This is a genomic window from Sporolactobacillus pectinivorans, assembly GCF_002802965.1.
Taxonomy (GTDB): Bacteria; Bacillota; Bacilli; order Bacillales; family Sporolactobacillaceae; genus Sporolactobacillus; species Sporolactobacillus pectinivorans.
Genome location: NZ_NXGA01000001.1, coordinates 825,149 through 847,362 on the forward strand (window position 1 = coordinate 825,149; position 22,214 = coordinate 847,362).

Annotated in this window: 17 protein-coding genes and 1 pseudogene; 10 read left to right on the plus strand and 8 right to left on the minus strand. The window is 40.6% G+C overall.

Going from position 1 to position 22,214, the window contains the following annotated elements; translation table 11 throughout:
• Positions 1-6: 6 nt before the first annotated feature.
• From COP04_RS04235 to COP04_RS04265, 8 genes and pseudogenes are all read right to left on the minus strand, one after another.
• Positions 7-3,075 (minus strand): glycoside hydrolase family 70 protein, encoded by a 3,069-nt coding sequence (locus COP04_RS04235; RefSeq protein WP_239984758.1) that lies wholly within the window; start codon positions 3,073-3,075, stop codon positions 7-9.
• Between the two features lie 471 nt (positions 3,076-3,546).
• Complete coding sequence (locus COP04_RS04240; protein WP_100486842.1) at positions 3,547-3,780, minus strand: hypothetical protein; 234 nt, start codon at positions 3,778-3,780, stop codon at positions 3,547-3,549.
• A gap of 235 nt (positions 3,781-4,015) precedes the next feature.
• Positions 4,016-4,579 (minus strand): PTS sugar transporter subunit IIA, encoded by a 564-nt coding sequence (locus COP04_RS20695; protein WP_420852778.1) that lies wholly within the window; start codon positions 4,577-4,579, stop codon positions 4,016-4,018.
• Positions 4,553-5,950 (minus strand): annotated as a pseudogene (locus COP04_RS04245) (PTS transporter subunit EIIC); the annotation flags it as partial. The gene COP04_RS20695 and the pseudogene COP04_RS04245, both read right to left, overlap by 27 nt.
• Positions 5,951-5,964: 14 nt before the next feature.
• Positions 5,965-6,486, minus strand: coding sequence for a PTS transporter subunit EIIC (locus COP04_RS04250; RefSeq protein ID WP_100486844.1), 522 nt, complete (start codon positions 6,484-6,486; stop codon positions 5,965-5,967).
• 555 nt (positions 6,487-7,041) lie between these two features.
• Positions 7,042-7,296: an RpnC/YadD family protein gene (locus tag COP04_RS04255; protein WP_100486845.1), complete on the minus strand. Its 255-nt coding sequence runs from the start codon at positions 7,294-7,296 to the stop codon at positions 7,042-7,044.
• Positions 7,289-8,215, minus strand: coding sequence for an RpnC/YadD family protein (locus tag COP04_RS04260; RefSeq protein WP_100486846.1), 927 nt, complete (start codon positions 8,213-8,215; stop codon positions 7,289-7,291). Before COP04_RS04260 ends, COP04_RS04255 begins: the two co-directional genes overlap by 8 nt.
• A 749-nt stretch (positions 8,216-8,964) precedes the next feature.
• A complete protein-coding gene (locus COP04_RS04265; protein ID WP_100486847.1) occupies positions 8,965-10,404 on the minus strand; it encodes an amino acid permease in 1,440 nt (479 codons plus the stop codon).
• Between the two features lie 45 nt (positions 10,405-10,449).
• Between COP04_RS04265 and COP04_RS04270 the strand changes: the two genes are divergently transcribed.
• From COP04_RS04270 to glf, 10 genes are all read left to right on the plus strand, one after another.
• Positions 10,450-11,142 (plus strand): sugar transferase, encoded by a 693-nt coding sequence (locus COP04_RS04270; protein WP_100486848.1) that lies wholly within the window; start codon positions 10,450-10,452, stop codon positions 11,140-11,142.
• 176 nt (positions 11,143-11,318) lie between these two features.
• Entirely contained in the window at positions 11,319-12,392 is a 1,074-nt protein-coding gene (locus tag COP04_RS04275) for a glycosyltransferase (protein WP_157800162.1), read from the plus strand.
• A 587-nt stretch (positions 12,393-12,979) separates the two neighbouring features.
• A complete protein-coding gene (locus COP04_RS04280; RefSeq protein WP_157800163.1) occupies positions 12,980-14,017 on the plus strand; it encodes a glycosyltransferase in 1,038 nt (345 codons plus the stop codon).
• A gap of 472 nt (positions 14,018-14,489) precedes the next feature.
• The gene (locus tag COP04_RS04285) at positions 14,490-15,809 is read left to right on the plus strand and encodes a UDP-glucose dehydrogenase family protein (RefSeq protein ID WP_100486851.1); all 1,320 of its coding nucleotides are present in this window, start codon (positions 14,490-14,492) and stop codon (positions 15,807-15,809) included.
• A 22-nt stretch (positions 15,810-15,831) separates the two neighbouring features.
• Positions 15,832-16,713 carry a UTP--glucose-1-phosphate uridylyltransferase GalU gene (gene galU, locus COP04_RS04290; RefSeq protein ID WP_100486852.1) on the plus strand — a complete coding sequence of 294 codons (882 nt, stop codon included), beginning with the start codon at positions 15,832-15,834 and terminating at the stop codon, positions 16,711-16,713.
• 14 nt (positions 16,714-16,727) lie between these two features.
• Positions 16,728-17,417, plus strand: coding sequence for a sugar transferase (locus COP04_RS04295; RefSeq protein WP_100486853.1), 690 nt, complete (start codon positions 16,728-16,730; stop codon positions 17,415-17,417).
• A gap of 92 nt (positions 17,418-17,509) precedes the next feature.
• Complete coding sequence (locus COP04_RS04300) at positions 17,510-18,337, plus strand: DUF4422 domain-containing protein (RefSeq protein WP_100486854.1); 828 nt, start codon at positions 17,510-17,512, stop codon at positions 18,335-18,337.
• 417 nt (positions 18,338-18,754) lie between these two features.
• On the plus strand, positions 18,755-19,840 hold the full coding sequence (locus COP04_RS04305) for a glycosyltransferase family 2 protein (protein WP_100486855.1): 1,086 nt from the start codon (positions 18,755-18,757) through the stop codon (positions 19,838-19,840).
• 62 nt (positions 19,841-19,902) lie between these two features.
• The gene (locus tag COP04_RS04310) at positions 19,903-20,841 is read left to right on the plus strand and encodes a glycosyltransferase family 2 protein (RefSeq protein WP_100486856.1); all 939 of its coding nucleotides are present in this window, start codon (positions 19,903-19,905) and stop codon (positions 20,839-20,841) included.
• Between the two features lie 264 nt (positions 20,842-21,105).
• Positions 21,106-22,212: a UDP-galactopyranose mutase gene (glf, locus tag COP04_RS04315; protein ID WP_204988018.1), complete on the plus strand. Its 1,107-nt coding sequence runs from the start codon at positions 21,106-21,108 to the stop codon at positions 22,210-22,212.
• Positions 22,213-22,214: the final 2 nt, after the last annotated feature.

A 22,214-nucleotide genomic window follows, 5' to 3' on the forward strand; every position in this document is an offset into this window, starting at 1 on the left:
TATCCTTTATCTTCGAACGTAATTCTTCCAGACATATCCAATTCTGCCGTTATAAACAACTTGCACCCAATAGGACCGGCTGTTAATGACTGTTATCGTAGAATTTTTATACAAATTTCTGAAGCTATGCGATCTGAAAGATGTACTCGTATACAATTTTGTATCTCTCGTCAGCTTCGCATACCACGGCTTCTTAACATCAGCACCCCAGATGTAATAGCTGGAGCCTCTGTAGCTTACTTTAGTCCACCTTCCCGGCTGCTGAACACTGACTGCGGACCCGGCCGGAAGTGTTTTAATAATCTTGCTCTTCACCCAAGCGCCAGTGTGCATCGCTTGAGTCTTATCCAGATAACCTGTGTAGAGAACCGGCTGTGTCATACTAACACTGCCGTTGACATACGCAATCCGGTTATTATATAAAATGGTGTACCAAGTTCCATTTGCCAGTACTTGTACTGCTGAACCCTTCTTCAAAGTAGCTATCGGGCGATTATTGGTGGAAGGACTTGTCCGTATCGACTGATCTTTTGTCAAATATCCAGTGTAAAGAACCGGCCTTGTCTTACTGACACTATGACTACCATTGATGTACGCAATCTGGTTATTGTATAAGATTTTGTTCCAAGTCCCACTTGCCAGTACCTGTACTGCCGTACCCTTTTTCAAGGTAGCTATTGAAGAACCTTTAGTGGAAGGACTTGTCCGTATCGTTTGATCACTCGTCAGGTAACCCACTGAGGCTGACTGTCCTGGTACCCAAACACCTAAATAGCCATGGACAATCGGATTACTGACACCCTTCACAGGGACCGTCAAAATCCCATTATTATCAGTTGCCAATTGTTGTTTGTTAAATCCTGTGGCATCCGTAAACAATTGATTGGCATGCTGTTTGCCCATGTCTACTTTAATCGTGGTATTAGTATTCGGATTATTTCCGATCACTACAGCAACCCCTGATTGTGAAGAAGTGCCATAACGTACACTTGAAATCAAATCCTTGCCAGCTTGACTGGAAGTATTTGTTTTATAGTAGGTCACTTTCTGATTTCCCGACACATACTGCTGTCTCAACTTCAAAAGGTTGACAATCGGATTGTAGTAAAGTGTTCTATCTTGCATATACGTGCCGTTCGTCTTAAATAGGTCGCCATAATAAACTGTGGGAACTGTGTCTTTGTTTGTCAACAAGTAAGCATAGGAACTGACCACGTTATATGGTGCATATTTTTTGACTGTGCTTGCCATATCATTCTCATATACGTCAAGTGCCTTGGCTTCTGTCCCTTTGTCATATTCAAACTGGAAGGATTTAGGCGTTGTTGAACCATATTGCATATTTGGAGTGATACCGTACATATCTTCCATAATCTTATTGACGCGGTTCTTTTCCTGATCATGGTTCGTCACAAACGACCAGTTCGGTATAGCAGTCTGTCCGTTTGGATATGTTCGGTTGACTGCTGAATTTGTGGCGAGCATAGTCAGTGACTGTGCCCCTGATGCTTTCCCCAATGCGTTCTGGAGCGTGTAAAAAAGTGACGAATCATAGGCAAGCTGACCATTTCCAATACTGTTTTCAAACCCATTTTGCTGTCCTTCATAGGATTCAATGTAGCTGAGATGGTTGTTCAGATCTGACCCATAGTATTTCTGCATCAAAGCTGCTTCATCTTTCAAAATCTGTGTATCATAGCAGCTTGCAGCGTCAATTCTGAAACCATCAAAATGGTATTCTCCGATTTCGCCCTTCTTCTCCATAGGGAGCCCAAGCAGAAATTCCTCCCAATTTTTCTGTTCAGTCTGAACCGTCGGGTTAGCATTATCAATATCATTGCCAACAAGAAACTCATTCTTACCATCAAAAGTATGATTGATATCATTCTCATGGCCGGCAAACAATAACTCATCATCCATATCTGTTCCTGAAACATCGTTCTGATAGGATGGCTCCTCAGAAGTAAAACTGTATTGTGATTTTGATGGCAGATACTGATTGTTCAACAAGTCCGCAATGACCGTGTTATCTCCATTGACAAGCGCATCATAGGTACTAAAACCGTGAAGTTTCATAAATGACTGAAAATCAGGATCATTGATCAGAAATGGCTTCCAATTACCTCCTCCAACATCATACCAGCCATTGGCGGGTAAGTAACCATCCACAGTGTTGATATTGCCTGTCTTTGCAGCATCATCCAAATAACTTGGGACATTATTTTTAGGATTGCCTACTCCATAATAGTGATAGTAACCGTCACTGCTGCTTGAATTCTGTAATGCTTCTACACTTTCTTGTGCTGCAACGGCAGGTTGAGCTGATGTCGCAGTTTGGACATTATTTGGGACAAGCGATTGTTCTGACGAAGTATCCTTCATTGCAGATCCCATACCTACACCCTGAATTGATGTTCCGTTAAAATAATTCTTATTCCATTCCGGTATGTATCCATATTTTTCCTGACCCAGTCCACCACCCTCTGTATAAGCCAAATAAACTTGATTGATAATTTTAGTTGGTTGGTGTGTTGTAAATGGATTCATGAATAAGTTCCCATTATGATCCACTCTTGTTACTGTAACAGCCTGTTGTTGAGATAACCCAAGCATTTGGTTCGGGACCAAATCTTCTTCGACTTTAAGTCCCTGGCTATGTAGGCTGCTGATCACCGCTTTTAGTTCATCACTCGTTCCATACTTAGTAGCTTTTGTACCGTTTGGGCCCTGATTGAACTCTCCTAAATCGTAACGGTCTGTCATCGCGTAGCCTTCCTGATAGCGGGACATAGAGAAGGCACGATAGGCCGGAGGCATCCAGACATCCGTGATTCCCCAGCTTTTAAGTAAAGATGTGTTCTTATTCAAAGTCGAGTACATGTTGTTATTACTATTGTTGCCGTCATATGGCTGGTACAGGCTGAAGCTTTGAAAGATCACATGCTTGTCCAATGCAGCATTCGAAATATAGCCATGAGTTGTTCTAGCTGCTTTGGCTGTCTCGGGAACGCTATAAACATTTCCAAAAATAAAGATTACCATCATAAACACTAGTAACAATTTAACGTTCTTCAAAGTTCCCACCCCATAACGACAATTAATATATTTTTCCGATCTGCTACAGAAAAGAAGAACAATTTTAAAGAAAACTTGCCGATTGGCAAGCCTTTAGGCGATGCCAGAGGCCTAGTTGCACTTACACTTTATTTCTTGAAATTTTATACTTTCTTAAAGTGTAAAAAAAACTTGGTAATCAAACTAAAGAATAGAGTGACAGACATGTAGATTCAGATACGGTAATTCGAACTTTAGGTCAGAATAAACACCTTATAAATACACCAATACGCCGCAGAAAACGTAATTTTTATCCACTAATTATCTATCGTGCCATTTTTTATAAACATTTAGCATTATAGCACAAAAGGTGGAGACAGATAGGGAGAATTTGGGAAGAAAGTTTTACAGAGGAATGGGTAGAAAAGGTACAAATATCGGATATGTTTTAAGCATCAAAACGGCTAAAGTTCGGATATGTATAGCCCCCTGTCAATGAATCAATGCGGTCAACGGCTTGTGCCTGCATAAACTGGAGGGATCCTCTGGTTTGGTTACACGTAAAAGTGCCCTATCTTCTTCAACAATATATTTCTGCTTTTTAAATGAAATAATTTCACCTTTTTCATAGTGTGATTTGCTGCAATTGATCTTGACTTCTTTGACCCTATACCATCCCGACTTTTTGTCATCCAGAAATTTAATAATTTCCATTGTTCTTTTCACAGGAGATTCCCCTTCACTTAATGTATTTAGGCAGTGAAATACCATTCATCCTCTTACCACTTTAACATTTAAAAATTAGATATTCATTAGAATGAAAGCGGCCGCCTTAGCACCAAAAAAACAGCCCGAATGATGATCGGACTGTTTCCGAGTTTTTCTACCTTTTGAAATCGTTATTCGTTTGTCTGGCTGCAAGAAGCCCTCACTTCTCAATATCGGCGTTTCATAAAACCATTCACTTTGTCTGGCTTTCAAAAAGAATCGTTTTACCGGCCTCCACTTTTCCGGGATCCGACCAGTCAAAAATGAATTTATTTTCCATGCTGTTGGTCACCACAATAGAGGTGATGTCCGATTTAGCCTTTTCCCGAATAATAGACAAATCCGCTGTAATAATCGTTTGTCCGGCCGAGACACGATCACCCGATTTGACGTGCGCTGTAAATCCTTCGCCTTTCAGGGCGACTGTGTCGAGTCCGATATGAACGAGTATTTCCTCACCCAGAGACGTGCGGATCCCGTATGCGTGCTTTGTTTCCCCAAGCTGAACGATTTCGCCCGCGGCCGGAGCGACAAACGTCCCGTCAGCCGGTTTAATCGCAACGCCTTCACCCATCATACCTTGAGAGAAGACGGGATCCGGCACATTCTTAAGCGGAACCATTTCACCTGATACAGGCGCATAGATTTGTTCTGAACCGGAAGTTGTTCCCTGTTCCGGAGTCGGTCCCTTTTTCCTTACAGCGCCTGCCGTTTGCGGTGATGCGATGTCCTTCAGATGATCAGCGACAAATTCCACATCCGTTCCGACAATAATCTGCACGTTTTGTTTGTCGATCTTCACGACACCCCGTGCTCCTGCCCGCTTAATGGATGTCTCATCCACTTTGCCGGTATCTTTAACCGCTAACCGAAGTCGGGTCGTGCAATAGTCGATCCGATCCAGATTCTCATTGCCGCCGAGTGCGTCAAAATATTTTTCAGCCATAATCCGGTATTTATCTTTCTCTTCAGTTTCAGCTGGGCTGATTGCGGGTGCCGCCTGATCTGTAAAGAATCCGGCTCCCGCATAGGCCAGACCGTCATCGTCTTCACGTCCGGGCGTCTTGATATCAAACTTCTTGATCGCCCAATAGAATATGCCAAAATAGATGAAAAAGAAAGCAATACCAATTGGGATCAGTTCCCATGCTCGTGTACCATGTGTATAGTTCAGTGCGAAATCAATCGCCCCGGCGCTGAAACTGAAACCAAGCTTGATACCAAGCAAATTCGTAATCAAGCCGGAAAGACCTGTCAGCACAGCATGCACGATATAGAGCGGATAGGCTAGAAACATGAACGAAAATTCAATCGGTTCAGTGATCCCGGTCAGAAATGCAGTCAGTGCAACCGAAAGCATCATGCCGAATGTTTCCTTCCGTTTCTCTTTCTTGGCGGTCAGAACCATCGCAAGTGCAGCGCCAGGGAGACCAAACATCATAATCGGGAAGAAACCGACCTGATAGGTTCCGGCAGTCGGATCGCCCGCGAAGAACCGGTTGATATCGCCGGTCACCCCATGGTATGTACCGAAGCCAAACCAGAGATACGTATTCAGGACATGATGGAGTCCTGTTGGAATCAGCATACGATTTGCAAAACCGAAGACAGCAGCTCCAACAGCCCCGGATGAAACAATCCATCCGTTGATGCTGTTCAGACCATCCTGAACAAATGGCCAGATCACACCAAAGATAAGAACAAGAATAATCGCAGCAACCGCGTTCAGCAAGATGGCAATATGCCTGCCGTTAAAATAAGGATTGTCATTCATTTTGTCACAAAAGCGGTTGTACAGAATGGGCGTGCATAGTCCGGCAATAAATCCGGCAAATACACCCATACTAATGTTTTTATCAATGCCAATGACACCGAAATTCAGTATAAAATAAACAATCGCACCGCTTACGGCAGCTGCACCGCTGCCATCTTTTGAAAGGCCAATCGCGATGCCCATGGCAAACAGCAAAGCCAGGTAGGTGAATATCGCATTCCCTCCGGCATTGATAAACGGAATTTTCAATACGTCGCTCGCTCCAAGGCGGTTAAGCAGCCCAGCGGCAGGCAACACGGCAATCGGCAGCATCAATGATTTGCCGAGCCTCTGTAATCCACCCAAACCTTTCATCAGGCTCTTCCCCCTTATTTAATGTGTGCCAGCACGATTTGAGCAATGAATGAACCTAGAAAAAGGCCGTATACACTGGTAATAATCGGCACAAAACGGCGCCCGCCGAAAAAAGCCAGCCATTCCGGTAAATGAATATTGTAGAATTTGTTGTACAGCCAGCCGGCAACGATTCCGGTCAGGCAGGCGCAAATAAAGAAGAAAACCATTGTTCCACCTAATGAAGCTCCAACTTTCACCGGCGTCGTCACATCAAAAACGAGTTTGGCATTCACAATCGATGTGAATGAAGCGGCAAATACCAGGTAGCCGACACAACCCGCAAGCGCTGCCGCACCGCTTTTGTCGTGCGCAATGCCGACCGCAAGTCCGACCGATAAAATGAGCGGCAAAAAGTAACCAAAAGTATTGGCCACCCCGGAAAAGCCTCCAAAACCGGTTAGCGAAAGCAGCAAGAATAGCGCATAAATAATGATAGCAAGAATGGGATAAACAAGTCCAGCTGCCAAGCGTTTAAAAAGATGATCCCGATGCATAATGTTTCCTCCCTCTCTTTTTTTGATTTCAGAGACAATGTCCTTTTATCTGACGTTTTCTGAATAAATATTTAATTACCAGCCAATTTTAAATCAACAAAAGATAAAAATAAAGCATCAAAAGTCATAGATGTAACTTTTTCTGACATCACTTTTAACAAAAATACCTTACTTTTCTTTACTTAGTCAATTTATTATGGGGAAAACAGAAGAAATCGCAGAAGGTGTTATTTCCTGACTTCTAAAGATTCGTCTTATTATGATTAGGAAGGGATTCGATTGGGTGGTAGGGTCTGCGAGATATAATGTGTGTGCTGGCCTGCACTTATGCAATCAAACAAAAGAAAGCCATATAAAGATATAGCTTCCTCCTTGAAATGGATGAAATGCAGTGTATTGGAGCATTTAAGTTGTTCAACTTTAACTGTTACGCATGATCTGTCTGCTACACTATTGTCGCGGAATGTAAAACACCTTAATAAAGACAGGCTGTGCTAAAAAATCAGGCTGATTTTCATGTGAACAATCCAGGTGTCCCGTTCGTTTGCAAGCATATCACTCATCTACTTTCTCCAACTTCACAATTTCATCCTCCGCCAGACCGGTCAGTTCGCTGATTTCTGCGATGCTCATTTGCTTGTTCAGCAATTTGCGGGCAAACTCCTTTGATGCTTCAACCTTGCCTTGATCCACACCCTGCTTAATACCTTGTTCAATTCCTTTTTCAATGCCTTGTTTCACACCGCGGTCATAGAATGAGTTTGGCCATTTTAAGACGGCATCACGCTCGTTTGCAGGCATATCACTCATCTACTTTCTCCAACTTCACAATTTCATCCTCCGCCAGACCGGTCAGTTCGCTGATTTCTGCGATGCTCATCTGCTTGTTCAGTAATTTACGGGCAAACTCCTTTGATGCTTCAACCTTGCCTTGATCCACACCCTGCTTAATACCTCGTTCAATTCCTTTTTCAATGCCTTGTTCGATACCTTGTTCAATTCCTTGTTTCACACCGCGGTCATAGAATGAGTTTGGCCATTTTAAGACGGCGTCACACTCATTTACAGGCAGTTCTCTCGTTTCTTTCATCAGTTGTTCCTCCTCGTTTTCATCCAGCTGAAGATAGGTTTCAAAGAATCCGTTGATCATGCCCAGGCGTGCTTCATCAAGGTTCATATGGACCAGCTGCCTGAGGAAAGCGAGACGAACCTGAACCCGCTCTTTCTTCGAGTAATGCATCCTGCTCATCAGTGCTGCACTGACCGGATTGTTGCTATGCATGAACGTTCTCCAGTTCAACTTATGCAACTCAACTTTAAGAAATTTAAACTGATTGACTCTCAAGAATGGTGCGACCACTACAAATTCATCAGGTTCGTTCTTAATTTTATTGTAGCTGAAAATGGCGATCGGTAAAACTGGTTTTCGAAATTTCAGATAGATCATGCAGAAGTAGATAAACATCCGCTCAGGAAAGCTCTCCTGATAATAATTCTGCGCTTCAAGATGAACGATCAGGATCAAATCCTTCGCCGACTTCAATTTTGTTTCTGCGATGACATCGGCTCTTTTCTTATTCCCATTAATCAGATCGGGAAACAGTTCCTCTGAAAGAAATTTTTTTACTGATAAATCGAGTCTTTCATAGATCTTCGGGAAAAAGGCTTCAAGAAATTCATCAAAAAAGTTGTGGAGTAATTCTTTGAAGATGCGGTCATGATCCGTCATGGAGGTCCTCCCCGAAAAGATTCTTTTGGAGGGGGCATTTTAATAAATAAGCAATCCTGCAGAGTGTAAAAGACGGGGGATGAAACTGTTATAAGTTAATCTGGAGTATATTGTCTGTGACGATTTTCTGATGTCACTTTTTAATAAGCCTGAGCTCAGACTGTTTCCTTTACCCCTCCTATTCCGGCACAATAATACCTATTAATTATGATGAAAACCAGAAATGGGCCCCGGATTGAAAAATCGAGACCATTTTTTGATTACGTTGTAAAAAATCGTAACTTTCATCTCTTGGTATTTAACTTGTGCATGTCCCGCCATACTTGGCAAATCTAGAAACGCCTCCTTGCATCGAAGAATGCCTTCTCTTAATGTTTACTGAACTGCTTCATCCAGTGGAACGGAATTCCGATCAAGAATCACCTCTCTTGATGCGAACATCCAGTGTTTCTCCAATTAAATAGATCTGATGAGAATCGATTAATAACTTTATGCACTGCATTCTTATCGGGAGTTCGAATCTCAGCAATCAATACCACTTCATCAGACAGTCATAAAAATTTTTAATTGTGTGAAATTCAGATGTGATTTACCGCAGGAAAGGATGCGCAAGAGGATTAGAAAGAGCAGATTTGCCCAGCTTGCAAGGATTAATAAATCTCAATCCGGTATAAATAAGGACTCTCGACTACTTTAAAAAGAAGTAATCGAGAGTCCCTTAATCAACGTTTTCCTAATAATGTATGTGGTCAAGGCGTTTCTTTTTTACCTTTAGGATTCTGGCCCTTTGGCGAATTAGAGATAACGAATGCTGCATTCTGAACGGCCTGCGGATCACGCCGGTTCAGGATAATCAGCCATAAAATTCCGGCGACAAGCCATGCAATATCCATGTAGGTGGCCCAATTCATCGGTGATTTAGGCAGCGGATAGATCGATGAAACAAGCGGGAATATAAAACAAATTACGCCTATAGTCGGAATTAAAAAATGACGGATCCAGCTGAAATCCTGTCGATAGGAGTGAAGATAAAGAACTGGAACAGCGATACACGATGAAACATACAGGATCATGCCAAGGACACCGCCCATAGTCTCAAGGAAAGAAAAACCGCCGACCGGACCGTGAAAAATTAGGGCGACGCCGATTGAAATAATCAGATTAACGCCTGTGATCAGTGTGATCGCCGCAACCGGTGATCGGTGAACCGGGCTAACACGGGCAAATCTTTGCGAGAAGATACCGGCGCGACCCATTGCAAACACAAGACGTGAGCCTGCTGTAATCGAAGCATTGCCAACAGCAATTGTGCTGTTGAGCAATGCGAGGAAGACGATCCAGATGCCAGCAATCCCCCATACATTCCGAGCCATGCTCTCCCATGGATTGGCAGCCTGCAGATATTGGCCGATCCGATCCGGGCCCCAGCTTAGGACACCGGCATAAATGGCAAAAATAAAAAACAGGCCGACAACAAGTGTGGCACCAACAATAGCAGCAGGAATGTTACGTTTGGCATTTCGCGTTTCTTCGGCCAGTGGCGCAGCGGTCTCGAAGCCTGAAAATGCAGCTGATACAAAGATCATTCCGCGGAATATGCCACTCCATCCGCCCTGAACACCCGGTGCCTGCGGAGTGAACAACGTAAAAGAATTTTGAGCGCCGGCACGGATAATCAGCCATGCGGCGAGGACAGTGAAAACGGCAAGCTCGATAAACCCAAGAACCATGCCAACACCTGCTGAAACCTTGACACCGATGCATGCAATCAGAAACAATATGACTGCCAGCAAAACATCCCACACAATCCATGGTGGATTCCATCCGAGAAGAGCGGGAAGTGAACCCTGCATCAACCATGACATCACTAAAAATAGCGCAGCGGGCCCGGTACCTTCCGAAAATAGAGTAATCCATGCGGCCAGGAAACCGAATCGGGGACTGAACGCCCGCGACAACCAAGTCATGTAATATCCGGCAGACGGCACTGCACGGGATAATTGTCCGAGACTATATGCGACGAACAAGGTAGCGATCAGCCCAAGAAGGGTAGAAAGCGGAGCGGCCGCACCTGCAACTCCCATAGCGGGAGCCAGACCGAATACCAGTCCGACACCTGGGGAGATATGACTGATGGACTGGAAAAGCGCACCGCCAAAACCAATCGCATTATGGGGAATTGAGGATATTTTTTATGAAAATAAATTTCTGCTCGAATAATGGAGGAAACTATAATGGCTCTGTCGAGAATTGAGATTGAGACACGTTATTCGGAACCCGCAAAATATATAAAACTCCGGCCGCTTTCGGTGAATGAAAGCAGGGGGTATTTGCTTTCAAAAAGGTTGATGGATATCTTTGGCGCTCTCTTGGGCCTTCTTCTCCTTTCTCCTGTTTTTCTGATTGTTTCGCTTGCAGTAAAGATCGAAGAACCAAAGGGAAAAGTTATTTTTAAACAAATCAGGGTTGGAAAAAGCGGAAAAACGTTTCATATTTATAAATTTCGATCGATGGTTTCAAATGCAGAACAGTTACTTGATAATCTACTGATTGAGAATGAAACAACGGGTGCCATGTTCAAAATGAAAGATGATCCACGCGTTACAAAGATCGGCCACTTCATTCGAAGAACCAGTCTTGATGAACTGCCACAATTCTTCAATGTACTGAAGGGCGAAATGAGCCTTGTCGGTCCGCGGCCACCGCTTCCCAGAGAAGTAGCGGAGTATACGGAGTATGATAAGCTGCGCCTGACAGTTACTCCGGGCTGCACCGGTTTATGGCAGGTAAGTGGCAGAAGCGAATTGAGTTTTAACGAAATGGTGGATCTTGATCTAAAGTACATGAAGCAGAGAAGTATTACTTTTGACTTAAAGATTATTCTTAAAACTATTTTAGTTGTTTTTGAGATGAAATCCGCGTATTAATTGCAGAAACTTGTCCACCATATAATAAAGATGTTGCTCATTTTGGTTTCAATTCAATGGTTTGATATTGAAACCTGATCCGGTATTTGAAACGGTGGCAAAAATGATCGAAATAGTTTACTTGGCTTTAGTTGAAGCTAATAAAGCCGCATGAATCTGAACAAGCGGGTGAAACTGTGAAAAAAATATTATTCATCACGACTCATCTTTCAGGGAGGGGAGGGACAGAGACGGTTCTAAGTACAGTTGTCCGTCTCTTAGTCGAAAAAAAATACGAATATGTTCCAAAAATCTTTGTTCTGGGCGGTAGCACAGACAAAAATTGGATGAATGATTTGCCTCATGGGGAATCACGTTATTACAAGAATAGTATGCTTCGCAATATGGCTTATTTCTTTACCCTAATTAAGCTTCTCAAAGAAGAACGGCCGGAAATAGTTGTGGGACTGGATCCGTTGGTTTGTCTCTTTACCAATATTATAAGAAAAACTTTTCTTGGAAGGTACATCATTTTCTCATGGATTCACTTTTCGCTCTTTCATTCGAATGTACGAGCGAACTTAATACCGAAAGCAGACTATCATCTGTCGATCAGTTCGGGCATTTCCCGGCAGCTGTCAGATCTGGGCATTCAACAGGATCGGGTATTTACGGTCTTTAATCCAGTTATCCATACAGTGCAGACAATAGAGCGGCCGGTTAACGGTACCACGTTTATTTTTCTTGGCCGAATTTATTTTGAGGGCCAGAAAAGACTCAAAGATTTGCTTGATACACTATCCCATGTGGAGGGAAACTGGACACTTGAAATTTTTGGAGACGGTATTGACATGGAAAAATGCCGAATCTATGCAAAACAATTAAACCTGGCTCCTTATGTGCACTGGAACGGTTTCGTCCCTCGTCCCTGGGATAAAATATCCCGTGCGACAGCCTTGATCTTAACATCAGCCTATGAGGGCATGCCAATGGTTTTAGCAGAGGCTATTGCACGAGGTGTATATTGTATTAGTGCAGATTGTGAAACCGGCCCGGAAGACATCATTATAGAAAAGATAAATGGAGAGTTATACCCGGCCGGTGATCTTAAAGCCTTAGAGCGCAAGTTGCAGGACATTGTTAATGGTCAGACACTGCCCGATCAGGAGGCCATGAAGGCCTCTCTTGGCAAGTTTCATCTGGATCAATACTATCTTAATTTTACTGGTGCGATTTCTAGTGTCATGAGTGCAGCTCCTCTTAAGGATTAGACGTTTGTTCTGTATAAGTTGTTGATGACCTGAATTTAACGCGTGGGCGACAATCATTTCGGACCAACTTCGATAAACGGACAAAATTTGTTGAAAGATCAAGATCATAATTTTGAAATTTCAGTTGAGAAGAAGTAAGGGATTCATTAAAATATGTTGAAATTTTACCAGACATTTTGAGTGCATTTGGTGTAGATTAGTTTTTAGCTGCGTCATCAATTGTGGCTTAACAGCGGGGAAAGATACATCGTCCATATTATTACCTTTTTTCAGTTTCTGGAATAATTTGAACTGATTTTCATGATCCCTGTTTTTATTATATTTATAAATTGCTCAGAGATATCAGAATGTCATGTGAAAAAACGGACAATCAGGACTATCGGAGAAACGTATTCTTAACATCAGTCTTTGAAAGATGCCCCACATTGCTTAATCTTTTTTATGATAATTTCTTCTCTGAACTTCAATTGGTCGGAAAGTATTTATCTCATTATTTTTTGCTCTTTATTGTAGTTAGGAAGTAGTTGGGAAAATTTTTACATAAGAGCTGCAAGATGAAAAAAATCGGAAAAATCAGGTGTCAAAGAATGAGCAAATATATGATCAATGTGATTGAATCTGAAAAACAGCATGCAGGCTCAAAAGCGAAAAATGATATAAATTTTTTTCTCCATGAATTAGGTTATTTGAATATTTATATTGACAGAGAAGTTGGAAGGGTGGAGAAATATTTATTCGCGAAAAGCAGCGTTGACAAAAAACTTTCCCAAATAAACGATGGAGACATGGTTATCGTTCAATATCCGTTTTATATGGGATACTGGTATATGAAGGTATTTATAAGCAGATTAAGAAAAAAGAATGCTAAGACGGTCTTAATTCTTCATGATGTCATTTCGCTTAGAGAATGTCCGGATAATAGCAAAGCTGTAAAAAAAGAAATAAAGCTGTTGACCAAATTTAATCTGATTGTTTCACATAATACGAAAATGACCCAATGGCTGAAGCAGCACGGAGTGAATCTTCCAATCATTAATCTGAACTTGTTTGATTATTTTACCCCACAGCCGATTCAGGAACGTAAACAGACAAAGAAGATTGTATTTGCCGGAAATTTAAATAAAGCCAGATTTTTGACATTACTGGACGGAATAAGTGCTGAGTTTCTTTTGTTCGGTCCCAATCCGTCAGAAAAGATGCCGAAAAACACCAAATACCAGGGTTCCTTTCCGCCGGATACATTGCCAAAGTATCTTGATGGAAGCTATGGACTTGTTTGGGACGGAGACTCAGTTAGGTCCTGTGGCGGCATGTTCGGATGCTATCTTAAGTATAACAACCCTCACAAAATCTCGTTGTATCTCAGCAGCGGACTGCCCGTAATTGTTTGGGATCAATCTGCTCTGGCCCCTTTTGTTTGTGAAAAACAAATCGGCTTAGTCATCGGTTCATTACAGGATATCGGAAAAATTTTAGAAACTGTAACGCTGCAGCATTATGAACAGATGAGAAAGAATGCTGAAGAACTAGCTGTAAAATTAAGAGATGGTTATTTTATCAAGAAGGCCATTAGGTCAAGTGAAAAATTGTTAGAATCAGAAACCAGGTCTAAAGACTTGATATAATGGACGATCATAGGGTAAATGCCGCTGTTTTTTTATTAAATATATACACGGATTGCCTCATGGGTCACAGATGAAAAAAAGATAAAGATCTGACAGATGTTTTGTAAAAAGCATATCGATCGGTTCAGATTGTACACTTTTTACAGTAATAATTGAAACCAAATTTTAATGAAATCATAAATTTTGTGTAATAAAATGAGTGCATAAACCAGACAAAATCTTTGTGTGACTTTCTTCCCATATCTTCCTCTTTTCATTGCTAAATTATATGCTATAATGCATATAGCTTGATGAGCTGAAAATGTCGATATTTATCATACTCTAGCGGTAAATATTGGTGTATAATAATGTCTATCTCTTAGAGGTCATATTTTTTTAAACGGAAAAGGACGGCTTTATTGTCGCTCCATTATTAATAATATCTACTAACTATATTGTATAAAAAGTCAGTATCGAAATGCGAGGGAACAGAATGAAGATTGCGGTCATTGGAACCGGTTATGTTGGTCTTGTGACAGGGGTGGCGCTGTCTGAAGTTGGTCACTCAGTGACTTGTATCGACGTCGATCCTTCGAAAGTGGAAAAATTGAGTCAAGGTATACCGACAATTTACGAGCCTGGTCTTGAGGAATTAATTAAGAAAAATATTGTCGAGCATCGTCTTTCTTTTACGGCGGATCACAAAACCGGCCTCAAGGATGCTGAGGTTGTCTATATAGCTGTAGGAACACCGCAAAGAAAAGATGGTTCTGCCAACCTTGACTATGTGGAGCAGGCCGCCCGCGATATAGCAGTGAATATTGATAAGAACATCGTTGTAGTCATTAAAAGTACAGTCCCTGTAGGAACAAATTTTCACATTAGAGATATCATCAATCAGAATACAAAGAACGGTATTCATGTGAAAATTGCCTCAAACCCTGAATTCCTTAGGGAAGGGTCAGCTGTAAAAGATACGTTTCACGGTGACAGGATTGTTATCGGTTCTGAAGATGAGGTGGCTGGTGACATACTGGAGGCAATCAATAAACCGTTCAACATGCCGATTGTCCGTACAGACATATCAAGTGCGGAAATGATCAAGTATTCTTCGAATGCGTTCCTTGCGACAAAAATTAGTTTTATTAATGAGATCGCCAATATTTGTGAGTCACTCGGAGCGAATGTCGAAGAAGTGGCAAAGGGTATGGGATTCGATCACCGGATTGGGCCTGACTTTCTGAAAGCAGGAATTGGTTACGGCGGTTCATGTTTCCCGAAAGACACCAATGCCCTTGTACAATTGGCAGGGAATGCTCATCACGAGTTCAACTTGTTGAAGTCAGTTATTGAAGTTAACAACCATCAGCAGACTTTACTGTTGAATAAAATCTTGTCCCGATTCGGCAGCATAAAAGGTAAAAGAGTTGCTGTGCTCGGACTCGCATTTAAGCCGCATACGGATGATTTGAGAGAATCACCCGCTCTTGTCATGATTCCGAAGCTGGCTGAATTGGGTGCAGATATAGTGGCGTATGATCCGATTGCTGTATCAAACGCCAGGAAACAAATTGATGTTTCGATTAAATATACTGAAGACCTGAACGAGGCGCTGAAAAAAGCAGACTTCACAGTCATTATTACGGACTGGCCGGCTGTTAAGAAGATAGATTTGTCCCTGTTCAGTAAACTAATGAGATCGGCAGTTGTTTTTGATGGCCGAAACTGTTATAGTTTGGACGCAGTCAGAAAATCTTCGATTGAATATTATTCTATCGGCCGTCCGGATCATACCCCCGAATTGATAGGCTGATCACTGGTAAGGAGAGTCAGACATGAAAAAAGTCAGAAAAGCCGTTATTCCGGCTGCAGGATTAGGAACACGTTTTCTCCCGGCAACAAAGGCACTTCCGAAAGAAATGCTGCCTATCGTCAATAAACCGACGATCCAATATATTGTTGAAGAGGCTGTTGAAGCCGGTATTGAAGACATCATCATTGTTACCGGTAAGGGCAAAAGAGCTATTGAAGATCACTTTGATATTGCCTATGAACTGGAACAAAACCTGATTCAGAAAAAGAAATTTGATTTGCTTGAAAAAGTCAGGGAACCGTCCAAAATTGATATTCACTATATCCGGCAAAAATCGCCTCAAGGTCTGGGACATGCTGTTTGGTGTGCCCGCAAATTTATTGGCGATGAGCCCTTCGCAGTGTTACTTGGCGACGATATTGTTCAATCAGAAAAACCGTGCATCCAGCAGCTTGCCGAGCAATACGAGAGAACCGGATGTTCAGTGCTGGGTGTTAAAGAAGTACCGGAAAATCAAACACAGCGTTACGGAATCATAGACCCTAAGGCTCAGGACGGCCGTCTGTATAATGTCAGTCGTTTTGTGGAAAAACCGACTTCCAATCCGCCCTCTAATCTGGCGATCATCGGCCGTTACGTACTGACACCGGAAATCTTTGACTTCCTTGAAAAGAAGGAAATTGGTGCTGGCGGTGAAATTCAATTAACCGATGCTATTCAAAAGCTAAATGAACTTCAAGGCGTTTATGCTTATCAATTTGAAGGTAAACGATTCGATGTCGGAGAAACCTTGGGTTTTGTTCTAACAAATGTAGAGATGGCGCTTCAGGATAAAGATATTCAGGAAGATGTGCTAAAGGGCATTGAGAAAATTCTTCATGACAACAAGCTACCGCTAAAGTAATGGAGGAGCAAACGATGGCTATACCAAAATCAGAAATCGAAGCACACTACAGCAGAGGCAAGGATATTCAATATAAAAGCCAATTAATTGGCGAAAATAAGGGATATCTTTATACAAAAAGGGCAGTAGACATTGTTGGTTCATTGGTTGGTCTTGTTCTTCTTTCCCCGGTGCTTCTTATTGTGTCTATTTTGATTAAGCTGGAAGATCCGCATGGTTCAGTCTTTTTTAAACAGGTACGCGTAGGGAAACACGGGAAGTCTTTTCAAATTTATAAATTCCGTTCGATGGTATCAAATGCGGAAGAGTTACTGGATAAGCTGCTTGATCGAAACGAAACAACCGGCTGCATGTTTAAAATGAAGGACGACCCGCGGATTACTCGGATCGGCCGTTTTATCCGGAAAACAAGCATTGATGAGCTGCCACAGCTTGTCAATGTGTTGAGGGGCGAAATGAGCCTTGTCGGTCCCCGTCCACCGCTGCCCAGAGAAGTAGCCGAGTATACGGAATATGATAAGCTGCGGCTTGTAGTTACTCCGGGCTGTACGGGCTTATGGCAAGTGAGTGGTCGGAGTACACTTGGGTTTGAGGAAATGGTCGAGCTTGATTTAAAATACATTAGGCACAGAAGTTTAAAATTGGATTTTAAAATTATTATTAAAACGTTTTTAGTTTTTTTTGACACAAAAGACGCATATTAAATAGACAAAGCGAAAATATTATTGGTATAAAACATTAATCCGATTGAACTGTATAATTTCAGTGTAGAAATTAGCGGAGGATATTAATATTAATGGATATTATTATTGTCATTGCGACGCATAAAAAGTATCAAATGCCAGAAGAGGACATGTACATGCCGATTCAGGTAGGAAAAGCTATAAAAAAAGATGATCTATATGAGGGAGACAACACAGGAGACAATATCTCCGCGAAGAATCCCAATTATTGTGAGTTAACTGCAATGTACTGGGCATGGAAAAATCTAAAGGCTGATTACTTGGGCTTGGCTCACTATCGACGACACTTTTGCAACAATGATCATTTCTTAGGAATAAGAAGAGGGACATTGAAAAAAGTGCTTTCATTTGAAAAAGCAAGTGAGTTATTAAAAAAGTATGATGCCATATTGCCACAGAAAAGGCATTATTGGATTGAAACAATAATGTCTCACTACGAACACACACATAAAATTGATGATTTGTTGAAAACTCGGGAAGTTATCTCAAAAATTCAACCAGATTATCTTCCTTCATTTGATAAAGTATTGAAAAGGCGCTCTGCTCATATGTTTAACATGTTTGTAATGAAGCAGAATATATTTCATGACTATGCTGATTGGCTTTTTTCAATATTATTCCAATTAGAAAAAGAAATTGACATAACGAGTTATTCCTCTTATGAGGCCAGGGTTTTTGGCTATATCAGTGAAATATTGTTTGATGTCTGGTTAGACAAACATCAAATAAATTGTATCGAATTGCCGGTTATGTTTATGGATAAACAAAATTGGGCTAAAAAAATTTATAAATTTATAAAAAATAAATTTTCATCAAACGAGCTGAATAGCGTAGATAATGAAGGAGAAATAAAAAGGGTTCGGGCTGCCGATATTAGATAATAAAATTTTATCTTCTAATATCAGGCTGAAAACAGGTTTTCATGATCAGAATTTAATAATGTTAAAGCAAATGATCTGATTTCTGGTGAAACGATGAAATTCGCTTAGTATTTCAAGATTATCGCTTATAATATGGCCCAATCGTTTTGACGGGCTTTTATTATTTAAGATAGTTGAATGGGTACATGATGGGCGTAATTAATTATTGACTTAGAAAAATTAGTTTCCTGAATGAGGGAACTACTAAGAGAAGACAACAATGAACCTTATAAGCAATGTTGGGTTTCATCGTTAGATGTTGTTTATTAGGGCTTGAATTATAGATATGATTTATCATCCCAACCACATATAAAATAGTGAATGGGGTGAAAAAGGAGGATCACTTCTCATATGATGTTTTAATTATGAGGAGAAAGCATGAGCGATAAAATAACGGTCAGTATAATTATTCCAGTCTATAAAATACCTGAAGAATATCTTAATCAATGTATTGAGAGCATTCTGGATCAAACATTTGATAACTTTGAAATCATCCTTGTTGATGATAATGACAATAATGATATAAGTGGGAAACTATGTGATAAGCTTTCTTTTGATCATGCGAAGATCATTTCTCTGCACCAAAAGAATCAGGGAGTTTCTGTCGCCAGGAATAATGGTCTGTTACATGCTAAAGGCCAGTGGATCGCATTCGTTGACTCTGATGATTGGCTTGAGCCTAATTATCTAAAAAGACTCGTACAGGAAGGCGAAAATCACAAGGCAGATATTGTCATGTGTTCCTGCTTTGCAAATTATATCAACAGAGAGAAGATAAATGAATTTTTTCAATATAGAACTAAGCTCTTTACGGGGAAAAAAAAGGATGAAATTCTATTGCAGCTGATCTGCCGGGGTATCAATGACTATTTTCCACCGGAAACGGGGGTAGGAGTACCTTGGGCCAAGCTATATCGTAAAGATTATTTAGAGGAGAAAAAGCTTAAATTTGATTCACAGTTATTCAGAATGCAGGATAATATATTTAACTTATATGCAGTAGAAGATGCAGATCGAATTTATTACTTTAACGAAATTTTATATCATTATAGAAAAAATAATGGTTCTGCTACAAAAAAATTCAATCCAAAAATTGTCACATATTTTGAAAAAGTAAATGAGGCTACCGAGGGTTTTATAAGAAAACACAAAAAAGAAAGACTCTTCTATAAGGCTTTATACGCTAAGACTTTAATCGGTTTTAACAGCTATATTAATCTTTACTACTGGCCAGTACTCAGGGCGAGGCAAAAAAGGTACCGGGTGATCAAAGAAGAAATTAAAGGTCTGTTAAAAAAAACGATGTATCAAATAGCTCTTTCAAAGGTTGATAAACATATACTGAATTTTCAGGAAAGAATCTATGTTGGACTTTTGAGAAAAAAGATGATCGGAGCCTTGTTGTTCATTACCCTTCTGAATGATTTTTACAAAAGATTGAAAAATGGCTCCCCTGAACAATAAGCAATCAATGTGTAGATGGAAATTGAAAATTTTATAATACATAATCATTAGGGTGGAGAACAGTGCAAAAAATAATAGCTATTGTTGTGACCTATAATCGGAAGGAACTTTTGATTGAATGTTTAAATGCAATTAAAAAACAGACCTATCCTGTCAGCAGGATTGTTGTTGTTGATAATGCCAGTAATGATGGCACAGACAAACTCTTCAGCAATAACAATATGTTTGACCAAGATCTTTTTGACTATCAACGTTTACCACAGAATATTGGCGGTGCCGGAGGATTTCACGAAGGATTTAAATATGCATCGCAATTAGATGTGGATTGGCTTTGGATTATGGATGATGACACTATTCCCCGTGACGATAGCTTAGAGAAACTTATCGACGATGCTGGCGTTTTGGGGACAGACAACGTTAGCTTCCTTGCAAGTTCTGTCTTTGGCCCAGAGAATGAAGCGATGAATGTTCCAGTGATATCAGGGCATCATTCGATCAGCGGCTATCCTGATTGGTATTTTGATCTGGGGAAAGGTCTCGTAAAAATTGAATCGGCGACTTTCGTTTCTTTGTTAATCAATAATCAGGCAATCAAAAAGATTGGATTGCCGGTTAAAGATTATTTTATCTGGGGAGATGACACCGAGTATACGTTGCGATTAACACATTATTTCGGGCCTGCATTCCTTTCCGGAAAGAGTAAAGTTTTACATAAGAGAGCAAATGTCAAAAAATTAATCATTGAAGAAGAAACAAATATTAACAGGGTTCCTTTGTACTACTATTTGGTTAGAAATATTCTGATAACAAGAACAGAGTATTTTGGGAGAAAAGAAGGAATAAAAGGTATAATTTTATGGGGAGGATTTTCTGTAACTCTGTTATTTCGACCAAAAGTAAAATACAGAGTGAAAAAGTTCCTTACCGTTCAAAAGGGCATTTTAGATTTTATTTTTCGACAATATGATTACAAAAGATTTAGCAATCGTATGACGCATTAACGAAATGAACTTTTTATGGATGTTGTTCAAAAGGGTGGCAAAGGGGAACAAACGGGCGTTGAGATTCATCGCTGATCATTTTGGGATTTTTTGGGACACTTTTTTATAATAGTGAAGCATGTTTGGCGTTTGATTCTATTTCACGGTTTGATCATACTTTTTTTATCACGCATATATCCCATTCTGATCAACTTCCCTTTTTAATTTCATACAACGGCTGTTCAAAGACATAATAACAGTTAAACACAGGAGGGTAATATCAGCATGTATGACTATCTAGTAGTCGGTTCTGGTTTATTTGGCAGTACATTCGCTTACGAAGCTGCAAAACATGGCAAACGTGTAAAAGTCATCGAAAAGCGGTCACATATTGCAGGCAACATTTATACTGAAAATGTTGAAGGTATAAATGTTCATCGGTATGGTGCACATATTTTCCATACCAGCAATCGTGAGATTTGGAATTATGTTAATCAATTTGCTGAGTTTAATCGTTACACGAATAGTCCGATTGCCAACTACAAAGGTGAAATTTATAATCTCCCCTTCAATATGAATACATTCAATAAATTGTGGGGTGTTGTGACGCCTCAGGAAGCGAAAGAAAAAATTGAGCAACAGAAGAAAGCGGCAAAAATTGGTCTACCAACGAACTTGGAAGAGCAGGCAATAGCTCTGATTGGTACGGACATATATATGAGGTTGATTAAGGGATATACTGAGAAACAATGGGGTCAAAAGGCAAAAGATTTGCCGGCATTTATTATAAAGAGACTCCCGGTGCGTTTTACATATGACAATAACTATTTTAATGATAAGTATCAGGGCATTCCGACTGGTGGCTATACTCAGATTGTTGAGAAAATGCTGGATAGCAATCTGATCGATGTAGAAGTCGGCAAAGACTTCTTTGAAAATAAAGCGGAATACATAAAAAGCTCTCCAAAGATCGTATATACAGGAATGATTGATCAATTTTTTGACTATAAGTATGGCACACTTGAATACAGAAGCCTGAAGTTTGAAACAGAAACATTGGATCAGGAGAATTATCAGGGGAACGCAGTTGTCAATTATACGGACGCAGAGACACCATATACGCGAATAATTGAACATAAGCATTTTGAATTTGGAAATCAGCCGAAAACGGTGATTACGAGAGAATATCCTCAGGCATGGCAAAAGGGGGATGAACCATATTATCCTGTGAATAATACAAAGAATAATGATCTTTACATGAAATATAAAGAATTGGCCGAAAGTATGCCAAATGTTATTTTTGGTGGAAGGCTTGGTATGTACAAGTACTATGATATGCATCAGGTCATCGGTGCCGCACTAGTCACAGCCAGAGAAGAATTTAATGAATAACA